The organism is Chitinophaga pollutisoli (assembly GCF_038396755.1).
GTDB classification, from domain to species: Bacteria; Bacteroidota; Bacteroidia; order Chitinophagales; family Chitinophagaceae; genus Chitinophaga; species Chitinophaga pollutisoli.
On sequence record NZ_CP149822.1, the window covers coordinates 1,825,102 to 1,839,083 of the forward strand.

6 protein-coding genes are annotated in these 13,982 nt (G+C 55.0%); 4 read left to right on the top strand and 2 right to left on the bottom strand.

Annotated elements, in window-relative coordinates:
* The first annotated feature begins 116 nt into the window (after nt 1–116).
* The 4 genes from WJU16_RS07465 (at nt 117) to porV (ending at nt 10,965) form a co-directional block, all read left to right on the top strand.
* A complete protein-coding gene (locus tag WJU16_RS07465; protein ID WP_341837697.1) occupies nt 117–2,969 on the top strand; it encodes a SusC/RagA family TonB-linked outer membrane protein in 2,853 nt (950 codons plus the stop codon).
* Between the two features lie 67 nt (nt 2,970–3,036).
* Nucleotides 3,037–4,311, top strand: coding sequence for a RagB/SusD family nutrient uptake outer membrane protein (locus tag WJU16_RS07470; protein WP_341837698.1), 1,275 nt, complete (start codon nt 3,037–3,039; stop codon nt 4,309–4,311).
* A gap of 85 nt (nt 4,312–4,396) precedes the next feature.
* A complete protein-coding gene (locus tag WJU16_RS07475; protein ID WP_341837699.1) occupies nt 4,397–9,820 on the top strand; it encodes an MBG domain-containing protein in 5,424 nt (1,807 codons plus the stop codon).
* 44 nt (nt 9,821–9,864) lie between these two features.
* Nucleotides 9,865–10,965 (top strand): type IX secretion system outer membrane channel protein PorV, encoded by a 1,101-nt coding sequence (gene porV / locus WJU16_RS07480; protein ID WP_341837700.1) that lies wholly within the window; start codon nt 9,865–9,867, stop codon nt 10,963–10,965.
* Nucleotides 10,966–11,034: 69 nt separating this feature from the next.
* On the opposite strand, the gene galK is transcribed toward porV, so the two are convergent.
* Nucleotides 11,035–12,201, bottom strand: coding sequence for a galactokinase (galK, locus tag WJU16_RS07485; RefSeq protein WP_341837701.1), 1,167 nt, complete (start codon nt 12,199–12,201; stop codon nt 11,035–11,037).
* A 431-nt stretch (nt 12,202–12,632) separates the two neighbouring features.
* Nucleotides 12,633–13,964, bottom strand: a complete 1,332-nt coding sequence (locus tag WJU16_RS07490) for a sugar MFS transporter (protein ID WP_341837702.1) — start codon at nt 13,962–13,964, stop codon at nt 12,633–12,635.
* Nucleotides 13,965–13,982: the final 18 nt, after the last annotated feature.

Here is a 13,982-nt window from a genome sequence, read left to right on the forward strand (position 1 = left end):
GCAATCACACATACCATACACTGGTACACGATTCATCGCTTCAATCAAAAAAAACGCAAATGAGAAAAAAGCTCAAAGGCATCCTATCACTCTTATGCCTGTTACTTCCGCTTGTTATGCAAGCACAAAATCAAACCGTTAAGGGAAGGGTCACGGATGTGACCGGAAATCCGCTCCCGGGAGCCAGCATCGCCGTGCAGAAAGGGCGTACCGGTGCCGTTACCAACGCCGAAGGCCGGTTCGAAATTAATGTGGCGCCCGGCACTAAACTCACCATCAACTTTACGGGTTACAAATCCGCCACCGTTATCGCCGACCCTTCCGCTCCGCTGCAGGTCGTGCTGGAAGATGACATCGCCAAGCTGGATGAAGTGATCGTGACCGGCCTGGCCACCACGGTAAAAAGAAGGAACGCCGCTAACTCGGTGGCCACCATTTCCGCCAAGGAACTGGCAGGCGCCGCGCCTGCCCAAACCTTCGACGCTGCTTTGAGCGGCAAGATCACCGGCGCAAACATCACGGCCAACTCCGGCGCGCCGGGTGGTGGCCTTTCCATCAAACTGCGCGGCGTATCGTCCATTTACGGTACCATACAGCCGTTGTTCGTGATTGATGGCGTGATCGTATCCAACCGAGCAACCTCCACGGGTATCAACGTGGTATCTCAGGCCGGCGGCCCTACCAATGCCACTTCCGGGCAGGATAACCCTGCTTCCCGTATCGCTGACCTCAACCCCAACGACATCGAGAACGTAGAAATCCTGAAAGGCGCCTCCGCTTCCGCCATCTATGGCTCCCAGGCATCTGCTGGTGTGGTGATCATCACCACCAAGAAAGGCCGTTCCGGTAAAACATCTTTTGCCGTTAACCAGGACCTCGGCGTGGCTACCGCCAGGAAACTGCTCGGTATGAAAAAAGACCTCACCGACGAAGATCTTGAGGCAAGAGACTGGGATATCCCTACCGTACGCGCAGCCCAGGCGAGCGGCAAGTTTTTCGATTATGAAAAAGAAGTATTTGGCGGGAAAGGATTTCTCCGCAATACGACTGTCAGCATGAACGGCGGCAGCGAAAAAACTACTTTCCACTTGTCGGCCGGCCTGAAAGACGAAGAAGGAATTGTAAGGAATACAGGGTACTCCAATGCCAATGTGCGTCTGAACCTCAACCACAAGGTTTCCGACCGCGTGAAATTTGGTTTCACCAGCGCTTACATGAACACCAATGCCGACCGCGGGCTGTTCGGCAACGAGAACTCCGGCAACACGGTAGGTTATGGCATCATCGCTACTTCGCCCTGGATCGATCTGCATCCTGACGCGAACGGTATTTATCCCAATCCCCGTAATGGTGCGAACATCCTTCAAACCATCGCGCATTCAGAAAACAGCGAAAAAGTAAACCGCGTGCTGACCGGCGGTACCGCTGAGTTCGTCTTACAGCAGTCCCCCACCTCCACTACCCGCCTGATGGGCCGTGCCGGCCTGGATTTCTATCATACCAAATCACTGGCGCTTTTCCCTGCCATGCTGCATTTCGAAGCAGTAACCGGCGGACGGAACATCCGTGGCAATACATATGAAATGAACACCAGCTGGGCAGGTTTCCTTGTTAACACGTTCACACCCGGCCAGGGGAACCTCACATTCACCACTACCGGCGGTATCACTCATGAGGCGGGTGACTACGACCAATTGCTGAATATTGCATCCCGTCTTGTTGGTGACGAAACCAGCCAGGGCCAGGCGGCTGCGATCCGCGTGACGCAGACCCGCAGTTCTTATCGTAACGACGGCCTCTTCTTCCAGGAAGAGCTCGCTTACAAGGAGTTCCTGAACTTTACGGTTGGCGCACGTTTCGACCGGTCCACCAACAACGGCGACTATAAAAAATTCAACATCTATCCGAAAGCGAACGCATCCTGGAACATCACCAAAATGGGCCAGTGGGACGGCGCGCTCGTTAACGACCTGAAATTCCGCATCGCCTATGGCGAGAGCAGCGGCTTCCCGACGTTCAACTCCCGCTTCACCAACATGGCGCCTTCCGTTATCGGCGGCCTTCCCGGATCTATCGTTAGCCTTTCTCTCGGAGATCCCAATATCAAATCCGAGCGTCAAACTGAATTGGAAGGTGGATTCGACCTGAGTTTGTTCAATGGAAAATTGAATTTCGAAGCCACCGTTTACAATAAAGTAATCAGGGACCTGCTGGTTGCGGCTGACTGGCCGGGCTCTACAGGCTTTAACAGCAGGTGGGTGAACGCCGGCGAGCTGCGCAACCGCGGCGTGGAGTTGAGCCTTCGCGCTACGCCTTTCAACAACCGCAATGTTCGTTGGAATACGACTGTCAACTACTGGCTGAACCGTTCTAAAGTCCTGAAGCTTAATGTTCCCGCATTTGACCAGGGCGACAGCTTCGGTGCCGGCCTCGGTACTATCTGGATCGAAGAAGGAAAATCTGCGACACAACTGGTTATCGAAGAAGCGGCAGGATTACGCGTACTGGGCGACATTGAACCGAGATTCCAGCTGAGCTGGTTCAACGATGTGAACTTCTTTAAAAACTGGACCTTCCGCGCCATGCTGCATTACAAAAAAGGCGGTGCCAACGTGAACCTCACCCGGTACCTGCGTGATGGCAGCGGACTTTCTTCCGACTTCAGCGACAAAAACGATAAAGGGGAATACCTGGCGGAAGCACGCGGAAACGACGTATCACAGTACACTGAAGATGCTACTTACCTCCGTCTTCGCGAAGTGGCGCTGTTCTATCAGCTTCCGGTTCGCCCGCGCGGTATCAGCAACATCCAGATCGGCGTATCCGCAAACAACTACTTCACACTGGCGAAATACAGCGGTTATGATCCGGAAGTTTCCAACTTCGGTTCCACTTTCGGCACCGGAATCGACGTAGCGCCGTATGCTGCGACCAAACGCCTGCAGTTCCACCTGTCCGTGAATTTTTAATCCGTTAAAGTAGCAGAAAATGAATCTGAAAATAGCAAGTACAATTATAGCCATAGCAGGATTAGGGATGTTGGCTTCCTGTAAGAACGAACCAATCGCCAATCCTAACGCGCCTTCGATGGAGGAGCTTATCAAAAATCCGACAATCAATCAGCTGAACAGCCTTGTAACCGGTACGGAAAGCAGTATGCGCACACGCATGGAAATCTACATCGATGTCGTGAGTACACTGGGCCGTGAATATTACCGCCATTCCGGCGCTGATCCCCGGTGGAGGCGCGCCATCCTGGGATCCGGCGCGGCCACCACGCTTCCCGCGGGCGGTTTCTATGCGACCATACCCTGGGACGCCCGCTACAATGTGGTAAAAAACTGCAACCTCCTGCTGCAAGGCGTAGATAAGTCAAAATTCCTCCCCAACGCCAATGCAAAAAACGGTTACATCGCTTTCGCCAATACCATTAAAGCTTACCAGATGCTGCTGGTGCTGACCGGCACGCATGACAATGGCATAAGGCTCGATGTTTCGGATCCCTTAAAACCGGGCCCGATCGTAAACCGCGCGACCGCGCTCGAGGGTATCGCCAAACTACTGGATGATGCGGATGCGCTGCTCGATGATGCAACATTCAGTTTCACATTGTCTGAAGGTTTTGCCGGATTCAACAATCCCGCTGGTTTCCGTCAATTTAACCGCGCTATCGCAGCACGCGTCGCGATTTATCGTGAACGCTGGGCAGAAGCGCTGACCTTCCTGCAGGGCAGTTTCATTTCACAGGCTGCGGGTGCTGACCTGTACCTCGGGCCCAAACATATCTTCTCGTTGGCCACCAACGACCAGACAAACCAATTGTTCCTGGAACCCGATAATACAGACGAGTTGCAGATGGCTCATCCGCTGTACATCACCGAAATCGAAGCCGGCGACGACCGGATCAATAAAGCGCGTCTGCGCCCGGGCGGGATTGCCATACCCACTTTGCCCGGCACACATGAAATGCGCATTTTCAACAGTCAGACGTCTCCGTTCTCAATTATCCGCAACGAAGAGCTGATCCTCATTTTCGCCGAAGCAAGTGCACAAAACAATGCGCTTCCCGCCGCTGCTGATGCTGTTAACCTCATCCGCACCCGGCATGGCCTGGCAGCACGGCTGGACCTGGATACGAAAGACAAGCTGATCGACGAAATCCTGAAACAGCGCCGCTACTCCCTTTGGGGCGAAGGCCACCGCTGGATCGACGTCCGCCGGTACAACAGGCTGAATACGCTGCCTATCGACCGTGTAGACGACGATATCTTCCCGCAATTACCTATCCCGCTTTCCGAGCAAGGTGTATAAGCAATTGCGATAAATCTTGAATAACCAGAAGGCTGCCACTGTGCAGCCTTCTGCCATAACCCCAGACATACAAATACCATCTCTCATGAAGCATTATCTACGGATTTTGCCCTGGCTCTTTTTACTGCTGTGCGGTATCAGGGGCGCAAGGGCCGCCACCCCAACGCTTCCTTCTTCCGGCATTACATTCAACACGGTGGAAGGCAATCATCTAGGTTTCTATTGGACGAGAGGCGATGGCGCGAAGCGCATCGTCATCGCGAAAGCCGGCGGGCCAGTACAGGCCAGGCCAGTGAATGGCAGAACGTACACGCCCAACCCGGCCTTCGGCCAGGGCGAAGCAGTAGGCGCCGGCGAATATGTAATCGGCTACGGCAACCTCAGCCAGCTGACCACCACCGGCCTTACTTCCGGCGTTACATATTATTTCGCCGTATTCGAGTTCAATGGTGACAACGCCACCACCGAGTACCTGACTACCGCCTTCATGACCGCCAACAAGGCTACGGAGAAACCGCCGGTGACACAGGTTTCAAACATCCAGATCAGCGACATCACCGGCAGCAAAGCCACAATAAAGTGGACGAACGGGAACGGCTATGGCCGACTGCTCGTAATGCGCGAAGGCAGTCCGGTGGATGCGCAGCCCACAGAATTCGTGAACTATAACGCCAACGCCAACTTCGGGGTGGGCGCCCAGATCGGCACCGGCAATTACGTCGTATACAACTGGTACAGCGGCAGCGCCACGCAAACGGTATATCGGCTCAAGAACGGCACCACCTATCATATAGCCGCATACGAATTCAACGGCTGGAACGGCCCCGCGTTTACGCGGCCCGCCGCCACGGCCACTTTCAACACGCCTTCCGAACCGTCCAAACCTCCCGGCGCCATGTATTCGGACTCGCGCGACACCCGGCAGTTCCGGATGCTGTTCCCCGCGGGCGATGGCACCCATCGCCTGGTGATCGGGAAAAAGGGTAGCCCTGTCACCTCCGTTCCTACAGACGGCACCGTATATACGGCCGATAGTGAATTTGGCAAGGGTACTCGCCTGGGTACCGATGAATTCGTCGTATATGCAGGAACAGAATGGCTGAAACTGATTACCGGTCTGGAACCCGGCACCACCTATCATTTCCGGACATTCGAATATAACGAAGCCAATACAACGGATTATCTCACCTCCGCTTTCAGCGAAGGCTCCGCCACCACCCTCACCACACCTACTGCAAGCCCCACAATCCTGCAGCTCTCCGACATCCGGGCGTTCCAGATGACTGCCAATTGGGATAAAGGAGACGGTAACAGCAGGATACTCATCGGCAAAGCAAATGGCCCAGTAGACATTACCCCTGAAGATTTTAAAGCTTATTCCGCCAGCGGTAATTTTGGCACCGGCGCGCAAATCGGGAACGGCAATTTTGTATTGTCAGAAGGCAATCAAACCCAGGTAACGATTTATCAGCTGACAGCGGGCGTCACCTATCACTTCGCTTTGCTGGAGGCCAACGGCTCCGTAGCCCCCATGTACCTGAAACCCGGCATCACCGCCAGCGCCACCACCAATCCAAAACCCACCACCCACCCGAACAGCCTGAGCATCGACAGCAGGATGATCAACTCGCTGCGGGTGTATTGCAATATGGGGAATGGCACGAAACTATTGGTTATCGGGAAGAAAGGTTCCCCCGTGACGGCAGTCCCCGTAGACAAGGAAATCTACACCGGCAGCTGGAAATTTGAAGACGGAGATGAGATCGCACCCGGCGAATTCGTGATCCATTCCGGCACCTGGAACGCGCCGACGGTAAATAACCTCGAACCCAACACCACCTATCACTTCCGCGTGATTAACTACAACGAAGTAAACGGCGAACCTTTCTACTACACTGCCGATCCGATGACAGACGGCAGCGGCAGCACCATCGATTACGCCCGGCCGCAGGCCAGCAACCTCACATTCCCGGAGATTCAACATACATCCGTCAAACTGAAATTTGACGCAGGCGGAGGCACGAGAAGGCTTGTAATCTATAAAGCCGGCGGGCCCGTGGACGCGAACCCCGCTAACGGTGCCGGATATGGCGCCGGATCAGCTTTAGGCAACGGCAATATCGTGGCGGGATATACGACGTCCGACGAGTTAACGGCCACAGGCCTTACCGCGGGTACCAATTACCACTTCGCGGTATATGAAATCACGCCCACGTATTACTTCTATACACCCGATCCGTTAAGAGGCCAGACCACCACCACGGGCGCCACGCAAACGATCACCTTCCCCGACTTCACTGCCAAAACATACGGCGACGCCGATTTCGACCTGCCGGCGCAGGCCAGTTCAGGATTGCCCATTTCGTATGACTTCAGCAGCAATTATGTGGAAGTCGTGAACGGCAAATTCCATATCATCCGGAGCGGAACCGTCACCGTTACGGCCCGCCAACCCGGCGATGCCATCTACGCACCGGCAACTCCCGTTTCGAAGGATCTGACCATCGCAAAAAAAGCGCTGACCATCCGCGCAGCAAATAAAACCATCGCCTTCGGCGACGATATCCCGGCGCTCACCGCCACTTATGACGGATTTGTGCTGGGAGAAACGGAAGCGGCATTGAGCAAGCTACCCACGCTGAGCACCGACGCGAAAAAAGGCGACCCCTCGGGCGACTATACCATCAATATCACCGGCGCCACCGCCACCAACTACGATATCACACACGCATCCGGCATCCTGACCATCCAGCCGCCGCCGCGCACACCGCAAACCATCAACTTCCCGCCGCTGGCAGACCTCCGTTACGGGATGGGCCACACCACACTGAACGCCCGCGCCACATCTAACCTGCCAATCGTTTACCAAAGTTCCAACACCGCCATCGCGCAGGTGGTAAACGGGCAGATCCAGATCGTGAAGGCCGGCACGGTAAAAATCACGGCGTATTGCCCTGGCGATCAGACCTGGGAAGATGCACCGCCCGTGGAAATTACCGTCAACATCAACAAAGCCGATCTCAGCATCATCGCAGACGATAAATCGATGACGCAGGGCGATGTGTTACCCGCGCTCACCCTGCGATTCGTTGGTTTCCAATACGGCGAACAGGAAAACGTGCTCACCGCGCAGCCGCGTATCACCACCACCGCCACGCGCAATTCCCTGCCGGGAGAATATGACATCACCATCACCGGCGCCACATCGCCGAACTACGCCATCACGTTCGTGAAAGGAACGATGACCGTATTGCCGCGGCCCAAACTGCAGCAAACCATCGACTTCCCGGCGATCACCGGCAAAACTTACGGCAACGCGCTATTCGCTCCCGGCGCCACCGCCACTTCAACACTCACCGTTGCCTACCACACAACAACGCCCACAGTCGTGGAAATCGTGAACGGAAGGGTGAAGATTGTAGGAACAGGTAACGCATCCGTAACCGCCAGCCAGGCAGGCAACAACGATTATGAAGCCGCGCCGGAAGTCACCAGGACCTTTGCCGTGCAGGGCGCTCCCCTCCAGGTAAAAGCGGACAATAAAACGAAAGTCGAAGGACAGGCGAACCCCACGCTGACAGTTACTTACACCGGCTTTGTGAACGGTGAAACGGTAAGCGTGCTCACCCAACGCGCCACACCTACCACCGCCGTTACCGAATCCACTCCGGCAGGTGAATACGACATCTTCCCCGGATCGGCAGCCGCCGCCAATTACACGATGAACTATGTGAACGGAAAGCTGACGGTAACGGCGAAGCCGCGCCAGGCGCAAACCATCACATTCCCGCAACCCGCCGCCAAAACTTACGGCGATGGCGATTTTGCGGGCGGCGCGCAGGCGTCTTCCGGGCTGGAGGTACGTTACACTTCCCTCACACCGGCGGTAGCCACGATCATCAACGGGCAAATCCACATCCTGAAAGCAGGCACGGCCACCATCCGCGCCGAACAGGACGGCAACAACGACTACCGGCCCGCTACGGCCGTGTCGCGCAACATCGTGATCAACAAAGCCACGCTGAACGCCAAACCCGACGACAAGTCGAAAGTTTACCGCGATCCGAACCCGGTGTTCACGATCGCATATACCGGTTTTGTGAACGGAGACGATGCCGCGGATATCCAGACGCCGCCTGTGGTCAATACCCGCGCCACTGCTACATCAGACGTGGGCAATTATGAGATCTGGCTGTCGGGGGGAACGGATGAAAATTACCAGTTCAGCTTCCGCGAAGGCAAGCTGGACATTACGCCCCGCTCACAAACCATCACATTCGACGCGCTTGCCGGCAAGCAATACGGCGATGCGGATTTCGCGCTTGCGGGCACCGCAGCATCCGGTCTGGCGGTGACTTACGTCAACGAAACGCCGGATATCATCACCATCACCGGCACGCAAGTACGCATCCTCAAAGCCGGGCGCGCGAGCATCCGCGCAACGCAGGCCGGCAACAATAACTGGCAGGCTGCCGCTCCTGTTACGCGGGCTTTCGATATCAGTAAGGCGCCGCTGACCGTTACGGCCGACAACAAAACCCGTGTGGAAGGAACCGATAACCCGGCGTTCACCCTGCGTTATACCGGTTTCGTGAACGGTGATGACGCCGGCGATATCCAGACGCAGCCGCTGGCCACCACAACGGCTACACGCAATTCGCAACCGGGTAATTACGACATCACGGTTGCCGGCGGAACCGCGGACAACTACCGCTTTATATATGTGAAAGGCACGCTCACCGTGACACCCGCGGTACAGACGAAGCCCCAGACGATTACATTCCCCGCGCTGGCCGCGCGCACTTACGGCGCAGCGGATTTCGCACCGGGCGCGAGCGCTTCATCTAACCTCGCCGTTACCTACGCCAGTTCGAACCCGGATGTGGCCAGTATCGTAAACGGGAATATCCATATCGTTGGTGCGGGTACCACCACCATTACCGCGCGGCAGGCAGGCAATAACGACTGGCTGGCCGCAGCGCCGGTGAGCCGCACATTCACCGTGGAAAAAGCCTGGCTGACCGCTACGGCGCACAACAAAACAAAAGAAGCGGGCACCCCCAATCCCCAGTTCTCCCTTGCCATTACCGGTTTCGTGTTGAATGAGGCGGCACATGTGCTCACGCGGGATGTTACGTTTACCTCGCCCGCCAACGAATACAGCCGTCCGGGTAAATATCCCATTATCCCCGGCGGAGGCGCAGCGGCCAACTATCATTTCCGCTATGTGAACGGCATTTTGACCGTAACCCCGAAAATCACCGACAACGTGAAAGCCTGGTGCAGCAGCCGCAGCACGCTCCAGGTAAGGATTTTCGTGATGGAGGCGCAAAGGGCGAACATCTTCCTGTACACCACTTCCGGCCAGCAGGTTTCGCCCTTCTTCCGCCAGCTGAACGCAGGGAGCAACACCATCCAGATTGACGTGTCGAACATCCCGACAGGTATGTACATCCTGCATATCAACGGCGACAAAACCAAACTTTCCCAAAACATAGCGATTAACTAAAAATAATAGCCGGGCCCGCGTGGCCCGGCTTCAAAAAGATACGCATGAAAAAGACTTACCTGTTCCGCGCTTCCATCGCCGTCATGCTGCTGACCAGCGCAGGCGCCGCCAGCGGACAAACCACCGAACCCGTGAACATCACTTCATCCGCCGTTCCGTTCCTGCGCATCCCTGCCGACGCGCGCGCGGCGGGCATGGGCAACATGGGGCTGGCCACCAGTCCGGATGCCAACAGCGGTCTCTGGAACCTTTCCAAAACGCCCTTCGCCGACAGCACCGGTTCGCTGGCGGTGAATTACAGCCCCTGGATGCGGGATGTCACCAAAGACGTTTACCTGCTGCATGCCGGCGGGTACTACAGACTCGGGGACGAGCAGGCGATTTCGGCTAATATCCGGTATTTCAGCCTGGGCAATTTGCCGCTGACGGATTACAACGGCCAGCTCATCAAAACCTCCTACCCCCGGGAGATGTCGTTCGATATCGGTTATGCCCGCAAGCTGACCGACCGGTTCGGCATCGGCGTGGCGTTCCGGTACATCCATTCGAGCCTGGTGCGGGGCAACCTCAACGAGGTACGCTACAAACCCGCCACAGCCGTAGCCGGCGACATTTCGATGTATTATTCCGGTTTGAATGAAGATGGCCAGGGTTTGACGGCAGGCCTGGCGCTGAGCAACCTCGGCTCACGCATCGCTTATCGCGGCGATTCCGACCAGAAAGAATTCCTGCCCGCCAACTTCGGGCTGGGTGTGGCATACACATTCGTCATGCAGGAAGATCACCGGCTGATGCTGGGTGTGGAAGGGAATAAACTGATGGTGCCGGAGATGAAGGATGTGAAGGAATATTATGAAACGGGCGCGATGGCGGCCTGGTTCAAGTCGTTCAGCCACAATACCTGGCGCGCATCGGGCGGAATGGAATATTCGTATCGCAATGCTTTCAGCGCGCGGCTGGGATACGTTTCCGGCAACCGGCAGGAAGGCAGGATACAGGAGATGACAGCCGGGATCGGCGGGCGTTACCGCATGGTGGCGATGAACCTTTCGTATATGGTGCCCACCGGCAGCGGCGCCAACCGCAATCCGCTGTCAAACACCCTGCGCATCGGCCTCACCGTCGATCTTGCAGCGCAGCGATAACGGGATAATTGCTTCTAAAATGAAAAAGCCGGCGCGATTGCAGCCGGCTTTTTCCGTTCGGTAAATACGTTATGCAACGGCTTCGGTGGCGAGTTCCACTTTGGCGCCGTCTTCAATGGAAGTGATATAGATTTCCGGGACAACGCCGTATCGCTGGCGGAACTGTTCCTGCACGAAATTGCAGAAATCCTCCACTTTCCCGGTTTCCACGAGGTTGATGGTGCATCCGCCGAATCCGCCGCCCATCATGCGCGCGCCGGCTACTTCGGGGCGTTGGGAGGCCAGCTCGGCCAGGAAATCCAGCTCCGGGCAGGAAACTTCATACAATTTGCTCAGCCCTTGGTGCGATGCGAACATGAGCGCGCCGGCTGCTTTCAGTTCGTTACGCTGCAGGTGCGCGCAGGCTTTTTCCACGCGTTCGTTTTCCTGGGTCACATAGAGGCAACGGTCGTATACTTTGGCGGGCAGCAAGTGTTGCTGCTGTTGTACCTGCGCGGAGGTGACGTCGCGCAGGCTGTTGATGCCGGGGTACACCGCGCGGAGGAGCTTCACGCCTTCCTCACATTGTTCGCGGCGGACGTTGTATTCGGAAGAAGCCAGGGAATGGTGGACCATCGAGTTGACGAGCACCACTTTCACTTCTTCAGAGAAGCGGAAGGGGAAATACTGGTATTCCAGGCTGCGGCAATCGAGCAGCATGACGCTGTCCTTTTTACCGTGCAGGTTCGCGAACTGGTCCATAATGCCGCATTTCACACCCGGGAAGGTATGTTCGGCCAGCTGGCCGATGCGGGCCATTTCCATGCGGGAGATATTGAAACCGAGGAGATGGCTGAGCCCTACGGCCAGGCCTCCTTCCACAGCGGCGGAGCTGCTCATGCCGGCGCCGATGGGGATATCACCGGTGATGACGCAGTCGAACCCCTTCACTTCGTATCCTTTTTGCTGCAAGTGGAACACCACGCCTTTGAGGTAATTGATCCAGTCGCCGCCGGGAACGATATTTTCCAGGGCAAAGGAAGCGGTTTCGCCGCTGAACAGGGCGTGGGCGTTGCAGGTATCGGTGCCGTTGAGGGCGATGGCGTAGATAATGCGCTTATCGATGGCGGCGGGCAATACGAAGCCCTCGTTGTAGTCGGTGTGTTCCCCGATCAGGTTGATCCTGCCCGGCGAGCTCACGATCAGTGGCTCCCGGTTGAAACGCTTGCGAAACTCCGCTATGGCTGTGGAAATCATTATAAGGGTAAATTTTACACCTAAAAATAGTAAAAAACCGGAGGAAACAAAAAGTTGTAGTGTAAACCGGCGGGTATTCTACACGTTAATTTACTATCAAAACCCTCGATTTGGGCCGGTTTTCACCGCTTACACAACATATTGACAGTTAACTGATTGTTCGTTCATCCTTCGTTCATCCTTCGTTCAAAGTCCGTATTTACCTATAGGCAAACGAAGGATGAACGAAGGATGGACGAAGGATGGGCGAAAGGCGAACAGGCCGATTTCAATAGTATATTCTCAGAAGTGTTATTAAAGCAAAGGGCCGTCATTGCTGACGGCCCTTTGCGGATTCTCTCGCCATACGGTCACATGTTCATCCGACTTGACCAATAAAAAAAGACCAGCGTCAATGCCGGTCTTTTATTATTGGTGTTATACGGATCAAATTATTTAGCAGCACGTGTTTTACCGATCAGGTGCCCTTTAAGGGCGAAGAACAAGATATAAACATAGCAGGGTACCATTGCGTAAAGGAAAGCCGATTTGAATGTCACTCCGTCGGAATGCAACGCAAAACCGAGCAAGGAATTCTCTTCGTACAGACCTGTGTAAATCTGTGGCAGGATGGCACCGCCAGCGATACCCATAACGAGAATGGCGGAGCCTATCTTGGTATATTTACCTAGACCTTCGATAGCAAGCGGGAAGATAGCGGGCCACATCAGGGCGTTTGCAAAACCGAGCAGTGCAATGAACGTCACCGCAGTCGAGCCATCGGTAAAGTAAGCGCCAAGCGTGAAAAGGATGCCGAGTACAGCGGAAGCCCGGAGTGCCATATCCTGGGAAATCAATTTTGGAATCGTAAAGATACCTATAACATAACCCACCAGCATGGAACCAAGGGTGAACGAGCTAAAGTATTTAGCAGCATCGGCACTCAGACCAACACTTTTACCGTAAGTTCCAATTACGTCACCGGCCATAACTTCCACACCTACGTATACAAAAATACAGAGAGCGCCCAGCCAGAGGTAAGGATACTTGCTGAGAGAACTGCGGGCCGGAACTGAAGCTCCGGAAGCGTCGGTTTCTTCCGCTTCGATTTCGGGCAAATTGGAGCGGCGGATAAGGAATGCTACTACCAGAAGAAAGAGGGTAAGTACGATGTAAGGCATGATTACACGTCCAGCCAGTTCGTCGAGCAATTGGCTTTTCACCACGGCATTAGTCGTAGTTTTGATTTTCTCCTCAACTTCTGTCGCGTTTTTCAGGAGGATAGACGAAAGGATTAGGGGGCTGATCACACCGGCCAATTTATTGCAGATACCCATGATAGAGATACGCTTCGCCGCGCTCTCGATTGGTCCGAGGATGCTCACATAAGGGTTGGTAGCTGTTTGGAGCAGTGAAAGGCCAGCGCCCTGGATAAACAGTCCCACCAGGAAAAGTATGAAACTATGGCTGTTGGCCGCAGGAATAAACACAAGTGAGCCCATGGCCATCACTACCAAGCCGATTGCCATGCCATTCTTGAATCCAAGCTTCTTCAATACCACTGAAGAGGGCAACGACCAGAGGAAATAGGGAATGTAAAAAGCAAAAGTCACCATTAAGGCCTGGGAATCAGTCAAATCGCACAAAAGCTGCAGAAACTGGATAAGGGATGCATTCAGCCAAGTCACGAACCCGAATACTGCGAAAAGTCCGCCAATAATTAGCATGGCTTGTTTGTACCCTCCTTCCTGCGGAGCGGTCATTGGAATAGATTGGCTACTCATGAGCTGCAAAGGTTGATT

What these genes read in the sequence shown, in the direction of transcription:
- WJU16_RS07465 (WP_341837697.1), top strand. Translation starts at nt 117, where the DNA reads ATGCAAGCACAAAATCAAACCGTTAAGGGAAGGGTCACGGATGTGACC.
- WJU16_RS07470 (WP_341837698.1), top strand. Translation starts at nt 3,037, where the DNA reads ATGTTGGCTTCCTGTAAGAACGAACCAATCGCCAATCCTAACGCGCCT.
- WJU16_RS07475 (WP_341837699.1), top strand. Translation starts at nt 4,397, where the DNA reads ATGAAGCATTATCTACGGATTTTGCCCTGGCTCTTTTTACTGCTGTGC.
- porV (WP_341837700.1), top strand. Translation starts at nt 9,865, where the DNA reads ATGAAAAAGACTTACCTGTTCCGCGCTTCCATCGCCGTCATGCTGCTG.
- galK (WP_341837701.1), bottom strand. Translation starts at nt 12,201, where the DNA reads ATGATTTCCACAGCCATAGCGGAGTTTCGCAAGCGTTTCAACCGGGAG.
- WJU16_RS07490 (WP_341837702.1), bottom strand. Translation starts at nt 13,964, where the DNA reads ATGAGTAGCCAATCTATTCCAATGACCGCTCCGCAGGAAGGAGGGTAC.